The 19,228-nt window shown below is 67.5% G+C and carries 17 protein-coding genes; 12 read left to right on the top strand and 5 right to left on the bottom strand.

What is annotated here, in order from left to right; translation table 11 throughout:
• The first annotated feature begins 6 nt into the window (after window positions 1–6).
• Genes sufC through ACW177_RS10590 form a run of 6 tightly spaced genes read left to right on the top strand, consistent with a single transcriptional unit; the run spans window position 7 to window position 4,162 of the window.
• Complete coding sequence (sufC, locus tag ACW177_RS10615) at window positions 7–768, top strand: Fe-S cluster assembly ATPase SufC (protein WP_492025688.1); 762 nt, start codon at window positions 7–9, stop codon at window positions 766–768.
• Window positions 765–1,787, top strand: coding sequence for a Fe-S cluster assembly protein SufD (gene sufD, locus ACW177_RS10610; RefSeq protein ID WP_492025687.1), 1,023 nt, complete (start codon window positions 765–767; stop codon window positions 1,785–1,787). The genes sufC and sufD overlap by 4 nt, the downstream gene beginning before the upstream one ends.
• Entirely contained in the window at window positions 1,766–3,004 is a 1,239-nt protein-coding gene (locus ACW177_RS10605) for an aminotransferase class V-fold PLP-dependent enzyme (protein ID WP_492025686.1), read from the top strand. Before sufD ends, ACW177_RS10605 begins: the two co-directional genes overlap by 22 nt.
• 4 nt (window positions 3,005–3,008) lie before the next feature.
• Entirely contained in the window at window positions 3,009–3,398 is a 390-nt protein-coding gene (locus ACW177_RS10600; protein WP_492025685.1) for an SUF system Fe-S cluster assembly protein, read from the top strand.
• A 13-nt stretch (window positions 3,399–3,411) separates the two neighbouring features.
• Entirely contained in the window at window positions 3,412–3,801 is a 390-nt protein-coding gene (locus ACW177_RS10595; protein WP_492025684.1) for a HesB/IscA family protein, read from the top strand.
• 1 nt (window position 3,802) lies between these two features.
• Window positions 3,803–4,162 (top strand): TfoX/Sxy family protein, encoded by a 360-nt coding sequence (locus ACW177_RS10590; RefSeq protein ID WP_492025683.1) that lies wholly within the window; start codon window positions 3,803–3,805, stop codon window positions 4,160–4,162.
• On the opposite strand, the gene ACW177_RS10585 is transcribed toward ACW177_RS10590, so the two are convergent.
• The 3 genes from ACW177_RS10585 to ACW177_RS10575 all read right to left on the bottom strand — a co-directional run bounded on the left by ACW177_RS10585 (window position 4,155) and on the right by ACW177_RS10575 (window position 7,714).
• The gene (locus ACW177_RS10585) at window positions 4,155–4,904 is read right to left on the bottom strand and encodes a lysophospholipid acyltransferase family protein (RefSeq protein ID WP_492025682.1); all 750 of its coding nucleotides are present in this window, start codon (window positions 4,902–4,904) and stop codon (window positions 4,155–4,157) included. The genes ACW177_RS10590 and ACW177_RS10585 overlap by 8 nt on opposite strands.
• Window positions 4,905–4,944: 40 nt before the next feature.
• Window positions 4,945–5,994, bottom strand: a complete 1,050-nt coding sequence (locus tag ACW177_RS10580) for a GGDEF domain-containing protein (protein ID WP_492025681.1) — start codon at window positions 5,992–5,994, stop codon at window positions 4,945–4,947.
• Between the two features lie 79 nt (window positions 5,995–6,073).
• Window positions 6,074–7,714 (bottom strand): DEAD/DEAH box helicase, encoded by a 1,641-nt coding sequence (locus tag ACW177_RS10575; RefSeq protein ID WP_492025680.1) that lies wholly within the window; start codon window positions 7,712–7,714, stop codon window positions 6,074–6,076.
• Between the two features lie 250 nt (window positions 7,715–7,964).
• Here ACW177_RS10575 and ACW177_RS10570 point away from each other — a divergent pair, with 250 nt between their 5' ends.
• Genes ACW177_RS10570 through ACW177_RS10560 form a run of 3 tightly spaced genes read left to right on the top strand, consistent with a single transcriptional unit; the run spans window position 7,965 to window position 13,592 of the window.
• Window positions 7,965–8,783, top strand: coding sequence for an ImuA family protein (locus ACW177_RS10570; RefSeq protein ID WP_492025679.1), 819 nt, complete (start codon window positions 7,965–7,967; stop codon window positions 8,781–8,783).
• On the top strand, window positions 8,683–10,239 hold the full coding sequence (locus ACW177_RS10565; RefSeq protein WP_492025678.1) for a Y-family DNA polymerase: 1,557 nt from the start codon (window positions 8,683–8,685) through the stop codon (window positions 10,237–10,239). The genes ACW177_RS10570 and ACW177_RS10565 overlap by 101 nt, the downstream gene beginning before the upstream one ends.
• Window positions 10,236–13,592, top strand: a complete 3,357-nt coding sequence (locus ACW177_RS10560) for an error-prone DNA polymerase (protein ID WP_492025677.1) — start codon at window positions 10,236–10,238, stop codon at window positions 13,590–13,592. The genes ACW177_RS10565 and ACW177_RS10560 overlap by 4 nt, the downstream gene beginning before the upstream one ends.
• A 6-nt stretch (window positions 13,593–13,598) precedes the next feature.
• On the opposite strand, the gene ACW177_RS10555 is transcribed toward ACW177_RS10560, so the two are convergent.
• On the bottom strand, window positions 13,599–14,768 hold the full coding sequence (locus ACW177_RS10555; protein ID WP_492025676.1) for an MFS transporter: 1,170 nt from the start codon (window positions 14,766–14,768) through the stop codon (window positions 13,599–13,601).
• A gap of 103 nt (window positions 14,769–14,871) precedes the next feature.
• On the opposite strand from ACW177_RS10555, the gene ACW177_RS10550 reads away from it, so the two are divergent.
• Entirely contained in the window at window positions 14,872–15,768 is an 897-nt protein-coding gene (locus ACW177_RS10550) for a LysR family transcriptional regulator (protein ID WP_492025675.1), read from the top strand.
• Window positions 15,769–15,828: 60 nt separating this feature from the next.
• On the opposite strand, the gene ACW177_RS10545 is transcribed toward ACW177_RS10550, so the two are convergent.
• A complete protein-coding gene (locus ACW177_RS10545; RefSeq protein ID WP_492025674.1) occupies window positions 15,829–16,323 on the bottom strand; it encodes a hypothetical protein in 495 nt (164 codons plus the stop codon).
• Between the two features lie 187 nt (window positions 16,324–16,510).
• Between ACW177_RS10545 and ACW177_RS10540 the strand changes: the two genes are divergently transcribed.
• Complete coding sequence (locus ACW177_RS10540; RefSeq protein ID WP_492025673.1) at window positions 16,511–17,377, top strand: 50S ribosomal protein L11 methyltransferase; 867 nt, start codon at window positions 16,511–16,513, stop codon at window positions 17,375–17,377.
• Window positions 17,378–17,395: 18 nt separating this feature from the next.
• Window positions 17,396–19,201, top strand: coding sequence for an aminopeptidase P family protein (locus ACW177_RS10535; protein WP_492025672.1), 1,806 nt, complete (start codon window positions 17,396–17,398; stop codon window positions 19,199–19,201).
• The last annotated feature ends 27 nt before the right edge of the window (window positions 19,202–19,228 follow it).

Raw genomic sequence — 19,228 nt, 5'->3', positions numbered from 1 at the left:
TTGAACATGCTTTCCATTTCCAACCTCCACGTCTCCGTCGGCGACAAGCCGATCCTCAAGGGACTGACGCTCGACGTTCCCGCCGGCGAGGTGCATGCGATCATGGGTCCGAACGGGGCTGGCAAGTCGACGCTGGGTTACGCCCTGTCGGGACGGCCGGGCTATGAGGCGACCGAAGGCGCGGTCGAATGGGCGGGCGAGGACCTGCTGACGCTGGACCCGGCTGAGCGTGCGGCCAAGGGCGTCTTCCTGTCGTTCCAGTATCCGATCGAGATTCCCGGCGTGCCGGCCCTGACCTTTGTGCGGACGGCGCTGAATGCGCAGAAGCGCGCGCGGGGCGAGGAGGAGGTGGCGGCGCCGGCCTTCCTGAAGCTGGTCCGGGAGGCGTCCAAGGCGCTGAAGATGGACTTCGACATGCTGAAGCGACCGCTGAACGTCGGCTTCTCCGGCGGCGAGAAGAAGCGGATGGAGATCCTGCAGATGGCGCTGTTGGAGCCGTCGCTGCTGATCCTCGACGAGACGGACTCGGGCCTGGACATCGACGCCCTGCGGATCGTGTCGGAGGGGGTGAACGCCCTGCGCCGTCCCGACCGTGCCATGCTGGTCATCACCCACTATCAGCGCCTGCTGGACTACATCAAACCGGACCGGGTCCATGTGCTGGCCGGGGGGCGGATCGTGGCCTCGGGCGGGCCGGAGCTGGCGTTGCAGCTGGAGGCGGAGGGATATGACAAATACCTGCCGCCGGTGCTTGAGGGCGCGGCGTGAGCGCGACCTTCGCCATCGACCTGACCGACGCCGCCACATTCCCGTCGCGGCGGGACGAGGCGTGGAAGTACAGCGACATGAAGCGCTGGCTTCGCGAAGCGCCGCAGCCGTCGCCGACGGCGGCGGTTGGTGCGCCGGGACCGTTTTACGACCTGGGCGGAGAGGCCATCGTCTTCGCCAACGGGCGGGCCGTGGGCGTCACCGACTTCATCGCCTCGGGCGAGCAGACGCTGCGGCTGCGCTATATTTCCGACGCGGTCGGGACGGGGCACACGGCTGGGGCGCGAGTTGCGGCGCGGGCGGGCGCCAAGCTGCTGCTGCTGGAGACGCATGAGGGCGCGGGCTCGGCCTATGTCGCCCACAATACGCTGGAGCTGGACGTGGCGGCCGGGGCCGAGGTGACGCGCGTCGTCCTGGTCGAGGAGCCGGAGGACGCGATTTCCGTGTCCGAGGCCCATGTGAAGGTCGAGGCGGGCGGCGTCTATCGTCAGACCGTCATCACCACCGGCGCCAAGCTGCAACGGATCGAGACCCGTATTTCCCACTTCGCCCAGGGTGCGCAGGTTCAGGCCGACGGCCTGTATCTGCTGAATGGATCGCGCCACACTGATCTGACCAGCGTCGTGCGGCACATGGAGCATGACGGCGCGACGTCGCAACTGATCAAGGGCGTGGCGCGCGATACGGCGCGCGGCGTCTTCCAGGGCAAGATCGTGGTCGAGCGCGGCGCTGACGGCACCGATGCGCGGATGGGCCACCATGCTCTGATCGCGTCAGAACGGGCCGAGATCGACGCCAAGCCGGAACTGATCATCTATGCCGACGACGTGCAGTGCGCGCACGGCAACACGGTGGGGACGCTGGACGAGAGCGCCCTGTTCTACATGGAGCAGCGCGGCATTCCGGCCGAGGAAGCCCGCGCCCTGCTGACCCAGGCCTTCCTGATCGAGGTCATCGACCGGATCGAACATGAGGGCGCGAGAGAGGTGGCGCGGGAATGGCTGACGGCTCGGTTGTGAACACCTTCGATCCCTACGCCGTGCGGGCGCAATTCCCGATCCTGTCGCGACAGGTGAACGGCAAGCCGCTGGTCTATCTGGACAATGCGGCCTCGGCCCAGAAGCCGCGCGCGGTGATCGACGCCCTGGTCGCGACGATGGAAGGCGGCTACGCCAACGTCCATCGCGGCCTGCACACCCTGTCGAACGAGGCGACCGAGGCCTTCGAGAAGGCCCGCGAGATCGTGGCTCGCTTCCTGAACGCCGAGAGCCCGGAACAGGTCGTGTGGACCAAGGGCGGCACCGAGGCGATCAACCTGGTGGCCAATGGGCTGGGGCTGTCCATCCAGCCGGGCGACGAGATCATCGTCTCGGAGATGGAGCATCATTCCAATATCGTGCCCTGGCACCTGCTGCGTGAGCGGCGCGGGGCGGTGATCAAGTGGATTCCGGTGCTGGACGACGGGTCGCTGGACATGGCCGCCTATGCCGACCTGCTGGGGCCGAAGACGCGCATGGTCGCGGTCACCCATATGTCGAACGTGCTCGGCACCATCAATCCGGTGGCCGAGATCACGCGACTGGCGCATGCGGCCGGTGCTCAGGTGCTGATCGACGGGTGCCAGGGGGCGGTCCATGCGACGCCGGATGTGCAGGCCATCGGCTGCGACTTCTATGTCCTGACCGGCCACAAGCTGTTCGCCCCGACCGGCATCGGCGCCCTGTACGGCAAGGCCGAGGCGCTGGAGGCTCTGCCGCCGTATCAAGGTGGGGGCGAGATGATCGAGACGGTCGAGCGGGACCGCGTGACCTATGCCAAGCCGCCGCATCGGTTCGAGGCGGGGACGCCGCCGATCCTGGAGGCCATCGGCCTGGGCGTGGCCCTGGAGTGGCTGGCGCAATACGACCGCGCGGCGGTGCAGGCGCATGAGCACGCGCTGTATCAGCACGCCGTTGATCGTCTTCAAGGGCAGAACTGGCTGCGGATCCTGGGGCAGGCGGAAGGGAAGGGCGCGATCCTGACCTTCGCCGTCGAGGGGGCGCACGCCCATGATGTGGCCCAGATCATGGACCGTTACGGGGTCGCCGTGCGGGCCGGACTGCACTGCGCCGAGCCGCTGGCGAAAAGAATGGGGGTGACGTCAAGCACCCGCGCCTCCTTCGCCCTATATAACACCGTGGAGGATGCCGACGCCTTCGTGGACGCGCTGATCAAGGCGCGGAACTTCTTCGTGTAAGCTGATGACAGACGACACCATTCAAGACAGCGACGCCTTCAAGGACGCCTGGGACGAACCCCAGAAGAGCGCCTTGTCGCAGGCTGAGCTGGACACCCTGACCGAGAACCTGATCGAGGCCTTGAAGTCGGTCTATGATCCGGAAATCCCGGTCGATATCTATGAGCTGGGCCTGATCTACCGGGTCGATGTCTCCGACGACCGCGACGTGGTGGTCGACATGACCCTGACGGCGCCCGGTTGTCCGGTCGCTGGCGAGATGCCGGGCTGGGTCGAGACGGCGGTCGAGAAGGTCGAGGGCGTACGTAGCGCCAAGGCCAATCTGGTGTTCGATCCGCCGTGGGATTCCTCGAAGATGAGCGACGAGGCCAAGCTCGCGCTCAACATGTTCTGACGTGGATAGTCCAATGACCGACCTCCAGGCCACATCCCGACCGCGCCGCCCGCGTCCCAAGGCCGTGACCCTGACGGACGCCGCCGCCGAACGTGTGCGCGAGATCCTGGACAATGCCGAGAACGACCACATCGGTCTGCGGATCGGGGTCAAGAACGGCGGCTGCGCCGGGCAGGAGTACACCTTCGCCTATGCCGACGAGATCGGCCCCATGGACGAGGTGGTCGAGGACAAGGGCGTCACTATCCTGATCGAGCCGAAGGCCGTGCTGTTCCTGATCGGCACTGAGATCGATTACGAGACGACCCGGCTGGCGTCCAAGTTCGTGTTCAACAATCCGAACCAGACCGACGCCTGCGGCTGCGGCGAGAGCGTCACCATAATCCCGGCCGCCGCCGTCTGAGATGGCCTACGACGCAGACTTCGGCGAATGGGTGCGTGAGCATTTCGCGGGCCTGGGTCGGTTGGAGATCAAGCGGATGTTCGGCGGGGCCGGGGTCTATGCTTCGGGCGTGATGTTCGCCTTGCTGGACGACGGGGTGGTCTGGCTGAAGGGCGACGAGGCGCTGGGCGAGGCCTTCGTCGAGGCCGGCTGTCGACAATTCAGTTATCCGACCAAGGACGGGCGGACGATGTCCATGGGGTACTGGACTTTGCCGGAGACGGCGCTCGATGATCCCGACGAGGCGGTCGACTGGGCGCGGCGGTCGCTGGAGGTTGCTGTTCGCAAGGCGTCGGGTAAGAAGCCGAAGAAGGCTACTTAGGCGCATCCACCAGAACGGCCGGGGTGACCGGTTGACCCGTGGCTTCGGCGATCAGTTCGGCCGTGCGGGTCTCGACCACGGCTTCGAGACGCGCGAGGAATTCGTCCTTGGGCAGGCCCACGGGTATGGGCTCCAGGAACTCCAGCGTCGCGGCGCCCGGGTGTTTCTCGTACTTTTCCTCGGGCCAGAACAGACCGAGGTTGGTGGCGAGGGGTACGACCGGCATGTCGAAGTCGCGGTACATGTGCCAGACGCCGGAACGGTAGCGATACTTCTGGCCGACCGCGGCCAGATGGCCTTCGGGATAGATCAGGATCTTGCGGTTCTCGGCCCTGGCTTCGGCGGCGCGGGTAGCCAGGGCTTTGCGGGCTTCGTGGCCGCCGCAGCTGTTGACGACGATGGCGCCCAGCTTCTTCAGCACGCCGCCCAGCAGCGGAAACTTCTCCAGGTGATCGCCGGTGACGAAGGCCAAGTCGTCGAACTGGTCATAGGTGGCGAAGCCATCGCCCCAGCTCTGATGCTTTGAAGCGATGATGAAGGCGCCGTCGGGCAGGCGATCCTTGCCGCGCACCTCCAGCCGGATTCCGGCGAAGACCGCCATGGCCTGGACCATGCGTCTGACATAGGCGCGGATAACCCGACTGGTGGGGCCGCGACCAGGGACGAGGGCGGCGAAGGCGGCGGTCAGGCCGTAGCCGATCGACAGAATCCAGTAGGCGATATTGAAGGCGAAGCTGCGCATGGCCCGACTATGGCAGAAAGCTTGACCTTGTCAGGTTGTATTAGGCGGCATTCTCGAGCGAAATTGCGCTGGTCACCTGATTGCGGCCGGCGTGCTTGGAGGCATAGAGCGCCGCGTCGGCGCGTTCCAGCAGGCTGGAGGCCGTCTCGCCGGAGACATGTTCGGCGAATCCTGCGGACAGGGTCACGGCGCCCAGGTCGTCGTTGGTCGAGCGGCGACGCAGCGACCGTGAGGAGACCTCTCCCAGGATCGTCTCCAACGCCATGGTGACGGCGCCCGCGCTCTCGCCGGGGAAGATGATCGCGAACTCTTCGCCGCCGAACCGGGCGACGAAGCGATTGCCGCTGCAGACGCGTGACAGGATGGTTGAGACATAGCGCAGCACCTGGTCGCCGGTCTGGTGCCCCCAGGTGTCGTTGAAGCGTTTGAAGTGGTCGATGTCGAGGATGGCCAGGGTCAGAGGGGCGTGGGCGTCACCGTTGCAGACCCTCTCCAGGCGCTCGTCGAACGCCTTGCGGTTGGCCAGATTGGTCAGGGCGTCGGTCATGGCGTCGCGCCGGACCTGTTCCAGGTGTTCGCGCAGCCGGGCGACCTCCTTGTTGGAACTTTCCAGACGTTTCTCGAGAATGGCGGTCTCGCGCCGGACGCGTTTTGTCGCGATGGTCAGACCGCCGACCAGGGTCTTCAGGGGGGCGCCGTCTTCAGCCGCCTCCATGGTCTGGGATGCGGCGACCAGGGTTTCACCATAGTCGGCCTGGGTCTTGTGGGCCTTGGCGATGGCGCCGGCCACATTGGCCAGTTCACGATCCAGCACGGCGCCGGCGTCGCGAATGTCTTCCGACAGGCGGCTGCGCGGGAGGAATTCGGCAGCCAGCAGTTCCGCAGTCTCGTCGTTGATCACGACCTTTTCGGCCAGGAGGCGTTTGATCTCGCGGCCCAAGGGGGCGTCAGGATCGCCCATATAGTGGAGCCAGAGCTCGAAATTCAGCGGCGTCGGCCAGACGCCGACCTTCTCCATGTCAGAGATGACGTCCCGCGCAAGAGAATAGGCTTCCGGTCCCCGAACCGCCGTTTCGATTTGCGCCGTCATTCATCTCTCCCGAAGCTCCGTTCTGAAGCTCGGGAAGAGAGTACAGGCCTATCCGTAATAGCGAGTAAACGCCCGGTTCTTAGGCGCGGATGACGACCGGACGGCGCAGGAAGGCGGGGATGTCGTCGCCGAAGCCCTTGACGCCGGAGCGCTCACGCTCTTCCGGACGACGCTCGCCGCGACGATCCGACTGACGCAGATGCGGCTCGCGGTCCGTGCGGGCGGTGCGGGTTTCCTCGAAGGGCGCCGTCTCGCTCTCGATCTTCGCCTCGATCTTCGGTTCCTGCCGGGGCTCTGAACGGGCCTCGGACTTGGCTCGGCTGCGGTCGCGACCAGCAGGCTTGTCGGCTGTCGGGGCGATCTCGGTTTCGATCACGCTCTCGGCGGAGACTTCGGGCTTGGCCTTGCGGCGGCTGCGTGATCGCGTCGTCGCCTCGACGGCGTCCGTCTCGGCCATAGCGACGGCGGGGGTGGCCGCATGGGTTTGGGTCGGCTCGGCGGCGCGTGAACGGCCGCGACCGCCAGAGCGGGACTCGCTCGAACGGGACGAGCGCTTGTCGTCACGTCCGCCGTCCTTGATCGCGTCGAAGTCGATATCGAGAACCAGCTCTTGCGGGTCCATCTTGATCAGTTTCAGCACCTTATCCAGCGACTTGTCGTCGGCCGGGGTGACGATCATGAAGGCCTGGCCCAGCTTGCCCGCGCGGCCGGTGCGGCCGATGCGGTGGACGTAGTCGTCGGCATGGTGCGAGACGTCGTAGTTGAACACGTGGCTGACATCCGGGATGTCCAGGCCGCGCGCGGCGACGTCGGAGGCCACCAGGATCTTCAGCGCGCCCGAACGGAAGTCCGCCAGGGTCTTCATCCGGTGCGACTGGTCAAGGTCGCCGTGGATCGGCGCGGCGTCGAAACCGTGGGTCTTCAGCGACTTGGCGACGATATCGACTTCGGATTTGCGGTTGCAGAAGACGATGCCGTTTCGCACGTCCTCACGACCGACCAGGGCGCGCAAAGCGGTGCGTTTGGCCTTGGGGTCCGAGGTGGGGATGCGGACGATATACTGGGTGATGGTGTCGGCGGTCATCGCCGGACGCGAGGCCTCGATCCGGGTCGGATCCTTGAGGAAGGCGGTCGTCAGGCGGGTGATCTCCGGCGGCATTGTGGCCGAGAAGAACAGGGTCTGGCGACGCGGCGGCGTCAGTTTGAAGATGCGTTCGATGTCGGGGATGAAGCCCATGTCGAGCATGCGGTCGGCTTCATCGACGACCATGATCTCGACGCCGGTCAGCAGCATCTTGCCGCGTTCGAACAGGTCGAGCAGGCGGCCGGGCGTGGCGATCAGGACGTCCACGCCCTTGTTCAGCGCCGCCACCTGGTCGCCCATGGAGACGCCGCCGATCAGCAGCACCCAGCTCAGCTTGGTGCCCTTGGCGTATTTGGCGAAGCTCTCGGCGACCTGGTCGGCCAGTTCGCGGGTCGGGGCCAGGACGATGGCGCGGGGCATACGGGCCCGGGCGCGGCCCGAGGCCAGGCGTTCGACCAGAGGAAGTGTGAAGGCGGCGGTCTTGCCGGTGCCGGTCTGGGCGATTCCAAGGACGTCGCGGCCGGCGAGGGCGACGGGGATCGCCTGTTCCTGGATGGGGGTGGCGGTCGTGTAGCCGGTGTCGGCGACGGCCTGAAGGGTCGTGGGCGAAAGGCCCAGTTGAGAAAATTCGGTCATGAATCCTTGGGGTGGAAAGCGTCTGCGTGCATAGCAGCAACGGAACCGCCCCTCTTTGGGCGAGCGGGCGGCGCGGATCGCAGACCTGTCCCGAGGCTGGTGGCGATATAGAAGTCCCTGCGTGAAAGTCAAGTATTCTCGATATTTCGTTCGACCGGCGGGCGCGGAATAAATTCCCATGGCCAGCTGGACTCCGCTTGACTCCGCCGGGCGTGAAGGAGGCATATGAGAGAACAAAAGGAGAACTATTGTGCGGTCCGACCGCAAGATCGCAGCCCTGCGCGAACATCTGAAAGCTCTGGAGGGCGACGGCCATCCGGTCGATGAGGCGCGCTTCGACCTGGGCCTGGAGGCGGCGGATCGTCATCTGGGCGGGCTGGCGACCCATGGGCTGCACGAGGTTTACGCCGCGACGACGCCTGATGCGACGGCGGCTCTGGGGTTTGCCCTGGGGCTGGTGCGTCGGGCGGCGGGCGATCGGCCCATGGTTTGGGGCGTCCAGGCCATGGCGGGTCTTGAGACGGGTCAGATCCATGGGCCTGGCCTGCGCGAGTTGGGGCTGGATCCCGGCCGGGTGGTGCTGGTGCGGGTCAAGGAGATGAAGGATCTGCTGGCGGCGGGCGAGGAAGCCCTGGCCTGTGGGGCTGTGGGGGCGGTGCTGCTGACGGCCTGGGGCGAGAGCAAGGCGTTGAGCCTGACGGCCACCCGCCGGCTGTCGATGGCGGCAGGGCAGGGGCAGGCGACGGCGATCCTGACCCGGTTGGCGGCCCAGCCCCAACCTAGTGCGGCCGAGACCCGGTGGCGGGTCAGCGGGGCCTTGTCACGGGCGCTGGAGGCGGAGGCGCCCGGTCACCCGACCTATGCGGTCGAACTGTTGCGGCATCGGCTGGGCGCGCAGCCGAGGAGCTGGATCATGGAGTGGGATCGTGAGCGCGGAGTCTTCGAACAGGGCGGGCAGAATGCCGGACATGAACAGTCGCACCGACCGGCGCTACCTGGCGGTCTGGTTTCCCCTGCTGCCGACAGATCGGCTGCGGCGGGAGGAGGGGCGTTCCGACGCTACGGATGAACCCGCGACCGTGCTGGTGGAGAAGGTGAAGGGGGCTTTGCGCCTGGCGGCCGCAGACGGGTCGGCCTTGGCGCTGGGTCTGTCGCCAGGCATGACCCTGGCCGACGCGCGGGCGCGGGCGCCGGACATTCGCGTGGTCGCGCACCGGCCAGAGGCGGACATGGCCCTATTGAAGCGGGTATTGCTGGATTTCGGGCGTTTCACCCCGATGGCGGCGATTGACGGGCCGGATGGACTGGCGCTGGACGTGACGGGCTGCGCGCATCTGTTTGGGGGCGAAGACGGGCTGGTCCGGGCGGTGGCGGCGCGGGCGCAGGGCGTGGGTCTGGCGGTGTGTCTGGCGATGGCCAGCACGCCCGAGGCGGCGCGCGCCCTGGCCCGGTTCGGGCGTGGCGGGGTCTATGAGGGCGAGGGACAGAGCCAGGCCTTGCGCCGCCTGCCGGTCGCGGCGCTGGAGCTGTCGGACAAGGAGACCCAGGCCCTGTCGCGCGCGGGGCTGAAGACCCTGGCGCATCTGGCCGATCGCCCCACCGCACCCATCGCCGCCCGGTTCGGCGCGGCGGCGGCGACGCGGCTGAACCGGGTGCTGGGGCGCGAGGACGCCCGCATCCGGCCCGAACGGCCGGTCCCGCTGATTTCTGTTGATCGCATCCTGGTCGAACCGATCACCGAAACGACCGACGTCGAGGCGGTGATCGGCGACCTGTTGGTTGAGGCCATGGACCGACTGGACCTGCGCGGCCAGGGCGGGCGCGCCTTTCAGGCCGGCTTCTTCCGCCTGGACGGGGAGGTGCGCCACATCACCGTGCGGACGGGCCGGCCTACGCGTGAGGCGGCGGCCGTGCTGCGTCTGTTTCGCGAGCGGCTGGCCAGTCTGGCGCGGCCGCTGGACCCGGGGTTCGGGTTTGACCAGTTGCGCCTGTCCGTGCCGGTCGCCGACCGTCTGGCCTCGCGCCAGCGCGGCTTCGACGCCACCCCGCCGGGCGCGGAGGATCTGGGACGACTGGTCGATCGTCTGACCGCGCGGCTGGGACCGGAGGCGGTCAGCCGGTTCGAACCGATAGAGTCGCACTGGCCCGAACGCGCCGTGCGCCTGACGCCTGCGGCCCTTCCGGTGGGCGAGGTCGCCACCTGGATCGAACCAGACCCCGCCGACCCGCCGCTCCGCCCGTTGCAGATGTTCGACCCGCCGCAGCCGGTCCTAGCCACGGCGGAGGTGCCCGACCATCCGCCGAACCGCTTCATCTGGCGGCGGGTCGATCACCGTCTGGTCCGGGTCGAAGGCCCCGAACGCATCGCGCCCGAATGGTGGCGCAGCTTGCGGGGGGCGCTGGAGCCGACGCGCGACTATTACCGCGTCGAGGATCAGGAGGGCCGGCGCTTCTGGCTGTTCCGCTCCGGCTTCTACGGCGAGGAGCCGGCGCCGCGCTGGTTCGTGCACGGGGTCTTTGCATGACCGCCTATGCCGAGCTGGCGACGCGCAGTAACTTCTCCTTTCTGGAGGGGGCGTCGCATCCGAAACATCTGGTGCTGAGCGCCATCCTGCGCGGCCATACCGGAATGGGTCTGGCCGATCGCAACACCCTGGCCGGGGTGGTTCGGGCATGGAGTGCGTTGAAGACGCTGCGGGAGGAGGGCTGGTCGCCGCCGGATCGGGTGCGCCAGGGCGGCAGTCCCGGCGAGACGGTGCTGGTGGAGGATTCGTTTCCCATCGATCTCGATCCGGAGGAGATCAAGGCGCGGGCCCAGGCCTTCAAGCTGATCCTGGGGGCGCGGCTGCGGTTCAACGACGGGACGCCGGACATCCTGGCCTATCCCGAGGACCGGCAGGGGTGGGGGCGTCTGTGCCGCCTGCTGACCCTGGGCAACAGCCGGGCGAAGAAGGGCCAGTGCGAGATCGGGCTGCGCGACCTGCTGCGCGCGTCCGAAGGTCTGTTGCTGATCGTCATGCCGCCCCGCCGACTGGAGGGGGTGGAGGCCCTGCTGCGCCAGATGAACGACGCCGCGCCGGGCGCCGTCTGGCTTGGCGTCGCCATGGGCCGGAGGGGCGACGACCGGCGCCGACTGGCGCGGCTGAAGGTCTTGGCCGGGGCGACGGGCGTGCCGTTGCTGGCGGTCAATGACGTCCTCTATCACGACGCCGACCAGCGCGACCTGCAGGACGTCGTCACCTGTATCCGCGAGGGGGTGACGCTGGAGAACGCCGGCCGCCGACTGGATCAGAACGCCGAACGCCACCTGAAACCGCCCGCCGAAATGAGCCGCCTCTTCGCCGACGCCCCGGAGGCGGTGGCCGAGACGCAAGATGTGCTGGCGCGGGTGGCGTTCGATCTGGGGGACCTGAGCTATAATTATCCTGAAGAGCCGGTGCCGCCCGGCATGACGGCGCAGGATCGGCTGGCCGAACTGGTGTCGATCTATGAGGAGCGGAAATATCCGCAAGGCGTGCCGGGCAAGGTGCAGGACCTTCTGAAGAAGGAGCTGGCTTTCATCGCCAAGGAGAATCTGGCCCACTATTTTCTGACGATCCACGACATCGTTAGATTTGCGAACGACCAGCGCATCCTGTGTCAGGGGCGAGGTTCGGCGGCGAACTCGGCCGTCTGTTATGTTCTGGGCATCACCTCGGTCGATCCGAGCGTCCATGACGTGCTGTTCGAACGGTTCCTCTCGTCGGATCGAAAAGAGCCGCCGGACATCGACGTCGATTTCGAACACGAGCGGCGCGAGGAGGTCATCCAGCACATCTACGAACGATATGGTCGCCACCGAGCCGGCATCGCCGCCACCGTGATCCGCTATCGTCCGCGCAGCGCCATCCGCGAAGTCGGCAAGGTCATGGGGCTGACCGAGGATGTGACGGCGCGTCTGGCGGGAAGCCAGTGGGGCAGTTTCGGATCCGACATTCCCGACCGACATCTGGAACAGGCCGGGCTTGAGGTCGGTAATCCGACCGTGATCCGCGCCGTCGCCATGACCCGGCGGCTGCTGGAGTTTCCCCGACATCTGTCGCAGCACGTCGGGGGCTTCGTCCTGACCCAGGATCGGTTGGACGAACTGGTCCCCATCGGCAATGCGGCCATGCCGGACCGGACCTTCATCGAATGGGACAAGGACGACATCGATGCGCTGCGGCTGATGAAGGTCGATGTGCTGGCTCTGGGGATGCTGACCTGTATCCGAAAGGCGTTCGACCTGCTGCTTGAGCATGGGGCGCTGAACCTCAGCTTGGATACGGTCCCCGACGCCGACGAGGCGACCTACGAAATGCTGCAACAGGGGCGCTCCATCGGGGTCTTCCAGGTGGAGAGCCGGGCGCAGATCAACATGCTGCCCAGGCTGAAGCCGAAGCGGTTCTATGATCTAGCCATTCAGGTGGCGATTGTTCGTCCTGGGCCGATTCAGGGCAATATGGTCCATCCCTATCTGCGACGGCGGCAGGGTCTGGAAGTCGTCGACTATCCTTCTCCTGGTGCAGAGTTCGGGCACCCCGATGAGCTGAAGGACGTGCTGAAGGCGACCTTGGGCGTGCCGCTTTTTCAGGAACAGGCGATGAAGATCGCCATGGTCGCGGCGCGGTTTGACGACAAGCAGGCGAACGGCATGCGCAAGGCCATGGGGACCTTCAGGGGCGACGGGAACCTGAGCCACTATGGCCAGCTCATGGTCGAGGGCATGAAGGCGAGAGGGTATGATGCGGCCTTCGCCGAGCGTTGCTATGAGCAGATCAAGGGCTTCGGCTCCTATGGCTTCCCCGAGAGCCACGCCATCTCGTTCGCCAGGCTGGTCTACATCTCGTCCTGGATCAAATGCCATCATCCGGCGGTGTTCGCCTGTGCGCTGCTGAACAGTCAGCCGATGGGGTTCTATGCCCCGGCGCAGCTGGTGCGGGATGCGCAGGAGAGCCCGCAGAAGGTCGAGGTGCGGGCGATCGATGTGAACCACAGCCTTTGGGACAATAGGCTGGAGCCGAGCCATAGGGGATTGGCTCTGCGACTGGGCTTACGTCAGATCGACGGGTTCAAGGAAGGTTGGGCGACGAAGCTGGAGGAAGCACGCGACGCGCCTTTTACCGATGTCGAGGAGATGGCGCGGCGGACGGGGCTGGAGGCGGCCGCGATGCGCAAACTGGCGGATGCGGATGCGTTTCGGTCGATGGGTCTGGATCGCCGCGAGGGGCTGTGGGCGGTCAGGCGGTTGCCCGACGACGAGCCGCTGCCGCTGTTCCAGGCGGCGCGCGCCAGAGAGCTGGGCGCCGAGGCGGCGGCGAACCTGCCGCTGATGCCGCTGAAGGAGCATATCGCCACCGATTATCAGACGACGCGTCTGTCGCTGAAGGGGCATCCGATGCAGATCCTGCGGCCGATGTTCGACGCCGAGCGGGTGCTGAGCGCCGAGGCGGTCGAGGTCAAGAGGCACGGGGCGCTGGTGAAGACGGCGGGGGTGGTGCTGGTGCGCCAGAGGCCGGGCACGGGCAACGCCATCTTCGTGACCCTGGAGGATGAGACCGGGGTGGTGAACATCCTGCTGTGGGCGCGGCTGTTCGAGACCTTTAGGCGCGAGGTCATGGCCGCCCGGCTGATGGAGGTGGAGGGCACGGTCGAGAAGAGTGTCGAAGGCGTGCTGCACGTCATGGCGCAGCGGGTGATCGACCGGTCGGCCGAACTGGGACGGCTGTCCGAGGACTATGACCTGCAGGTCGAACTGTCGCGGGCGGATGCGGTGAAATATCCGCAAGGGCCGCGCAGCCCGACCGGCCGGCATCCGCGCGACGTCCGCATTCTGCCGGGATCGCGCGACTTTCATTGACGGGCGTCAGCAGGGAGCGGGCGCTGTGGTTGGAGAGCGCTTGCGGGTCAGCAACAGGACCAGCAGCAGGCCCAGTCCGGAAGCGACCGCTCCGGTCAAGGAGACGGCGGGATAACCGAGGCCGCCAGCGATGACCGCCCCGCCCACGGCCGCGCCGATGGCGTTGCCCAGATTGAAGGCGCCGATGTTCATCGCCGAGGCCAGGTTGGGCGCGTCGCCGGCGGCGGCCATGACCCGCACCTGGAGCGGCGGCACCAGGGCGAAGCTGGCGATCCCCCACAGGAAGACCAGGATCGAGGTCGGGACTGCGAACGGCATGGCTACAGCGAAAGCGACCAGGATGGCGGACAGGGAGGCCAGGGTGACGATCAGGGTGCGGTCGATGGACCTGTCCGCGAACTTGCCGCCCAGCCAGTTGCCGAGCGTCAGCCCCAGCCCATAGGTCACCAGCATGGCGGTGACGAAGCCGAGCGAGGCGTGAGTCTGCTCGCGCAGGATCGGGGCGATATAGGTGAAGACGGTGAACATGGCGCTGGAGCCGATCACGGTCAGGGCCAGGGCTGCCAGCACGGGACCGCGACCCAGGACACGCAACTCGGCGCCGATGTTCCCGCCGGTCGGAGCAGGCAGGTTGGGCAGGGTCAGGCGCAGCGCGGCCATGACCCCCACGCCGATGGCGGCGATGCCCCAGAAGCTGGCGCGCCATCCCAGGGCGTCTCCGGCCCAGGTCGCGAGGGGCACGCCGACGACATTGGCGATGGTCAGGCCCATGAACATGGCGGCGACCGCGCCCGCCTGACGGTTCGGCGCCACCAGGCCGGCGGCCACGATCGAGCCGACGCCGAAGAAGGCACCATGGTTCAGCGAGGTGATGACCCGCGCGATCAGCAGCATCGAATAGTCGGTCGAGATCGCCGACAGCAGATTGCCGATGGTGAAGATGGCGGCAAGACCGATCAGCAGGGCTCGGCGCGGCACGCGGCCGGTGGTCAGGGTCATCAGCGGCGCGCCCAGCATGACGCCCAGCGCATAGGCGCTGATCAGCAGGCCCGCCGTGGGGATGGAGACGCCGAGATCGGTGGCGATCACAGGCAGCAGGCCCATAGGCGCAAACTCGGTCACGCCGATGCCGAAGGCGCCCGCCGCGAGGGCCAGGAGGGGAGGGTTGAGTTTCATGGTTGTCCTTCGGCGATGTCCTTGTCCAAGCGCACAGATGGACGGCGGTCCGCACGAGCGGTAGGCAGGCTCCAGGCCAAAGATTTTTGATCTGGACGCACAGATGCAGACGACCGGCGTGGACCGCGCAAGAGAGATGGAAGTGTTCGCCGCCGTGGCGCAAAGCGGCAGTTTCTCGGCGGCGGGGCGGACGCTGGATCTGACCCCGTCAGCGGTCAGCCGGACCATTGACCGGATTGAGGCGCGGCTGGGCGTGCGGCTGATGCTGCGGACCACGCGGGTGCTGACGCTGACGGCGGAGGGCCAGACCTATCTGGCGGCGGCGCGTCGGATCCTGGCCGACCTTGACGATGCTGAGCGAGTGGTCGCTGACCAGGGGGCACCGCGGGGACGGGTCAGGGTCAGCGCGTCTCTGGCGCACGGCCGTCAGCGCGTCGTGCCGCTGCTGGGCGAGTTCGCTCGCCTGTATCCGCACATATTGATCGACTTCAATCTGACCGATGTCGTGGTTGATGTGGCGGCGGGTCAGGCCGATGTCGCCATCCGGTTCGGACCGCTGGCCGACAGTCCGCTGACGGCGCGGCGGCTGGGCGAGACGGGGCGGACCATTGTCGCCTCGCCGGACTATCTGGCGCGACGGGGCGCGCCGCAGGTTCCGGAGGATCTGCACGAGCACGATTGTCTGAACTTCAATTTCCGCCGGGCCGAGCCGGTCTGGCCGTTCCGGCGCGATGGGCGGGATTACGCCCTGACGGTGAAGGGATCGATCGAGGCCAACAATGGCGAGACCCTGACGCAGTTGGCGCTGGCCGGCGTGGGGGTGACGCGGGTCGGCAATTTCAGCGTGGCGGACGCCATCGAAATGGGACGGCTTGTCCCGCTGCTTGAAGCCTTCAATCCCGGCGATCGGGAGGCGATCCACGCGGTCTTTGTCGGCGGGGCCAATATGCCGGCGCGGGTGAGGGTGTTCGTCGATTTCTTGGCGGAACGGCCGAGATAAAAAGAAATCGCCGGACGGGCGGACCCGTCCGGCGATCTCAGTCTCGAATGCGATCCGACCTCAGCGCTTGCCGAAGATCATGTCGCCCAGTTTGGCGAAGAAGCTCTTTTCCTCTGCCTTGGGAGCGGGCTTGGCGGCCGGAGCGGCAGGCTTGGCGGCTTCTGCGGGCTTGGGCGCCGGAGCTGCGGCGGCGGCAGGGGCGACGACCGGAGCGGGCGTCGGCGCTGCGACAACGGCGGGAGCCGCCTTGGGCGCGGCGGCTTTCGCGGCAGGCTTGGCGGCCGGCTTGGCCGCCGTGGACTTGGCTGCCGGCTTTGCAGCGGCGGGCTTGGACGCCTTGGCCGGCGCGGTCTTCGGAGCGGCGGCCTTCACCGGCGCGGCCTTGGCGGCCGCCTTCGGAGCAGCGGCCTTCGGAGCGGCGGTTTTGGCGACCGCAGCCTTGGGAGCAGCGGCCTTGGGCGCAGCAGATTTCGCAGCGGGCTTGGCGGCCGTGGTCTTGGCGGCGGCGGGCTTGGTCGCCTTGGGCGCCGCTGTTTTCTCGGCGACAGGCTTCACAGCGCTCGACTTCGGCGCGGCTTTAGGCTTGGAAGCGGCGGTCGCCGGCTTCGGCGACGCAGTTTTAGACGTAGACGGTGACTTGGCCATGTATTCCCCGACCCCTCGGTTAGTTAAAAAGCCCGGCGGCGTCGGGAAGACGAAGCGCCGGATCGCAACGATTCGCCATCTTAGCGGTGTTTGAAAAATGTCCGAGTCCGCAGTTCAGATAATCGCACGGGGTCCGCGCGAAAACGCAGAGGCCGCCGCCGCCGCCATCGACGCCGATCCCACGCTGGAGGGCGCGACCTATTCCATCCTGGAGGAGGACGAGGATCGCAACATCTGGCGCATCGACGCCTTCCCGACCACGGCCGAAGAGGTCGAGGGGCTGAAGGCGACCCTGGCCGACTATCCGGTCACCGTCACGGTCGAGAAGCTGGCCGACGCCGACTGGCTGGCCATGTCGCTGTCGGGCCTGCCGCCGGTGCGGGCCGGGCGCTTCTTCGTCTATGGGGCCCATGACGAGGGACGGGTGCCGCCCAACGCCGTCAATCTGAAGATCGACGCCGGCGCCGCCTTCGGCACCGGCCACCACGGCACGACGGTCGGCTGTCTGGAGGCCTTCGACGATCTGCTGAAGCGCGAGCGGTTCGAGCGGGTGCTGGACGTCGGCTGCGGCACGGGCGTCCTGGCCATCGCGGCGGCGCGGACGGGCAGCCGAATCGCGGTCGGCACCGACATCGACGCCCCCTCGGTGCGGATCGCCAATGAGAACTCCGCCCTGAACCAGGCCCACGCCAGCTTCGTCCACGCCTCGGGCCTGAACGATCAGCGGGTGCGCCGCCACGGGCCCTATGATCTGGTCTTCGCCAATATCCTGGCCCCGCCGCTGGTGGCCCTGTCGCAGGACATCAAGATGGCGCTGAGCCTGGGCGGGGTCGCCATCCTGTCGGGCCTGTTGCGGACCCAGGAGCGCCGGGTGACGGCGGCCTATACCTCGCGCGGCTTCCGGCTGGAGAAGCGCATCCATCACGACGCCTGGAGCGCCCTGGTGCTGCGGCGGATGGGCTGAGGAACGAGAGACGAGACGATGCGCCAGACCTTTGATGAGACCACCGATCCGTCCTTTGGGGCCAAACACCTGCCGCTGCTGCGCGCCGAGATGGCCAAGCAGGGGCTGGACGGCTTCCTGATCCCGCACGAGGACGAGCACCAGAACGAGTATCTGCCCGACGCCAACGAGCGGCTGGCCTGGGCCACCGGCTTCACCGGCTCGGCCGGGGCGGCGGTGGTGTTTCAGGACCGGGCCAGCATGTTCACCGACGGCCGCTATACGGTGCAGGTCAAGGCCCAGACCGATCCGGCCCTGTTCGAACGGCGCGACCTGAACGACGTCGCCGCCTATCTGGAGACGGCGAAGCCCGGCCAGGTGATCGGCTATGATCCGAAGCTGCACAGCCCGGACGCCCTGGTCGCCCTGAAGCGGGCGGCGCAGAAGGCCGGGGCCGAGTTGAATCCGGTCGAGGTCAATCCGCTGGACCTGGCCTGGGGCGCGGAGCGTCCGGCCCAGCCGACCGCGCCGGTCACGCCGCACGAGGACGTCTATTCCGGCGAGGCCCATGCGGCGAAGCGGGCGCGGATCGGTCAGGCCGTGGCGGACGCCGGCGCCGACGCCGTGGTTCTGACCGCGCCCATGTCCATCGCCTGGCTGTTCAATGTACGCGGCGGTGACGTGATCCGTTCGCCCCTGCCCATCGGCCAGGCCGTGCTGGAGGCCGACGGCAGGGCGCGGCTGTTCCTGGACGGGGCCAAGGTGACGAATGAACTGCCGGCCTGGCTGGGCGACGACGTCCAGCTGGAGGCGCCCGAACGGCTGGCCGAGGCGCTGGACGGTCTGGCGGGTCGGAAGGTGATGATCGATCCGGCCCTGTCGTCCGCCTGGTATTTCGACCGGCTGGAGCAGGCGGGGGCGACGGTGGTGCGGGCGGCGGACCCCTGCGCCCTGCCTCGTGCGACCAAGAATGCGGTCGAGATCGAGGGCAGCCGCCGGGCCCATATCCGCGACGGCGCCGCCCTGGCCAACTTCCTGCACTGGGTCGATACGACGGCGCAGCAGACCCTGCCGGACGAGCGCGAGGTGGTGGAGACGCTGGAGCGGTTCCGCGAGGCGACCGGGGCGCTGAAGGACCTGAGCTTCGACACCATCGCCGGGGCCGGCCCGAACGGCGCCCTGCCGCATTACAAGCCGGTCGGCGCCAAGATCCGCAAGATCGAGAACGGCTCCCTGCTGCTGGTGGACGGCGGCGGCCAGTATCTGGACGGGACGACCGACGTGACCCGCACCATGGCGGTGGGCGAGCCGACGGCGGATCAGCGTCACAAGTTCACCCTGGTGCTGAAGGCCCATATCGCCATGGCGACCGTCCGCTTCCCGGCGGGGACCAGCGGCATGGCTCTGGACGCCATTGCGCGAGCGCCGATATGGGCGGCGGGGCTGGATTATGATCACGGCACCGGCCACGGCGTCGGATCCTATCTGGGGGTTCACGAGGGACCGCAACGGATCGCCAAATGGGGCACCAGCCAGCCGTTGCTGGAGGGGATGATCCTGTCCAACGAGCCCGGCTATTACCGCGAGGGCCATTGGGGCATCCGTATCGAGACCCTGCAGGTGGTGACGCCGGCCGTGGTTCCCGAGGGCGGCGAGCGGCCGATGCACGGGTTCGAACAGCTGACCTTTGCGCCCATCGACCGCAAGCTGATCGCGGTCGATCTGCTGACCCCGGACGAGCGGGCCTATGTGGACGCCTATCACGCCGAGACCCTGGCCAAGGTCGGGCCCTTGGTCGAGGGCGAGGTGCGGGCCTGGCTGGAGCGGGTCTGCGCCCCGCTCTAAGCCTCCGAGTCCGCTCATTCGCGGGGA

The sequence above is a fragment of the Brevundimonas sp. AVps23W genome, from assembly GCF_058681395.1.
The sequence above is the reverse complement of the archived record's forward strand: the minus strand, read 5'-3'. Positions and strand labels throughout refer to the sequence as shown.

Bases quoted from the DNA above. Each gene is read 5' to 3' on its own strand.
- sufC (WP_492025688.1), top strand. From the start codon at position 7: ATGCTTTCCATTTCCAACCTCCACGTCTCCGTCGGCGACAAGCCGATC.
- ACW177_RS10605 (WP_492025686.1), top strand. From the start codon at position 1,766: ATGGCTGACGGCTCGGTTGTGAACACCTTCGATCCCTACGCCGTGCGG.
- ACW177_RS10600 (WP_492025685.1), top strand. From the start codon at position 3,009: ATGACAGACGACACCATTCAAGACAGCGACGCCTTCAAGGACGCCTGG.
- ACW177_RS10595 (WP_492025684.1), top strand. From the start codon at position 3,412: ATGACCGACCTCCAGGCCACATCCCGACCGCGCCGCCCGCGTCCCAAG.
- ACW177_RS10590 (WP_492025683.1), top strand. From the start codon at position 3,803: ATGGCCTACGACGCAGACTTCGGCGAATGGGTGCGTGAGCATTTCGCG.
- ACW177_RS10585 (WP_492025682.1), bottom strand. From the start codon at position 4,904: ATGCGCAGCTTCGCCTTCAATATCGCCTACTGGATTCTGTCGATCGGC.
- ACW177_RS10580 (WP_492025681.1), bottom strand. From the start codon at position 5,994: ATGACGGCGCAAATCGAAACGGCGGTTCGGGGACCGGAAGCCTATTCT.
- ACW177_RS10575 (WP_492025680.1), bottom strand. From the start codon at position 7,714: ATGACCGAATTTTCTCAACTGGGCCTTTCGCCCACGACCCTTCAGGCC.
- ACW177_RS10565 (WP_492025678.1), top strand. From the start codon at position 8,683: ATGAACAGTCGCACCGACCGGCGCTACCTGGCGGTCTGGTTTCCCCTG.
- ACW177_RS10560 (WP_492025677.1), top strand. From the start codon at position 10,236: ATGACCGCCTATGCCGAGCTGGCGACGCGCAGTAACTTCTCCTTTCTG.
- ACW177_RS10555 (WP_492025676.1), bottom strand. From the start codon at position 14,768: ATGAAACTCAACCCTCCCCTCCTGGCCCTCGCGGCGGGCGCCTTCGGC.
- ACW177_RS10550 (WP_492025675.1), top strand. From the start codon at position 14,872: ATGCAGACGACCGGCGTGGACCGCGCAAGAGAGATGGAAGTGTTCGCC.
- ACW177_RS10540 (WP_492025673.1), top strand. From the start codon at position 16,511: ATGTCCGAGTCCGCAGTTCAGATAATCGCACGGGGTCCGCGCGAAAAC.
- ACW177_RS10535 (WP_492025672.1), top strand. From the start codon at position 17,396: ATGCGCCAGACCTTTGATGAGACCACCGATCCGTCCTTTGGGGCCAAA.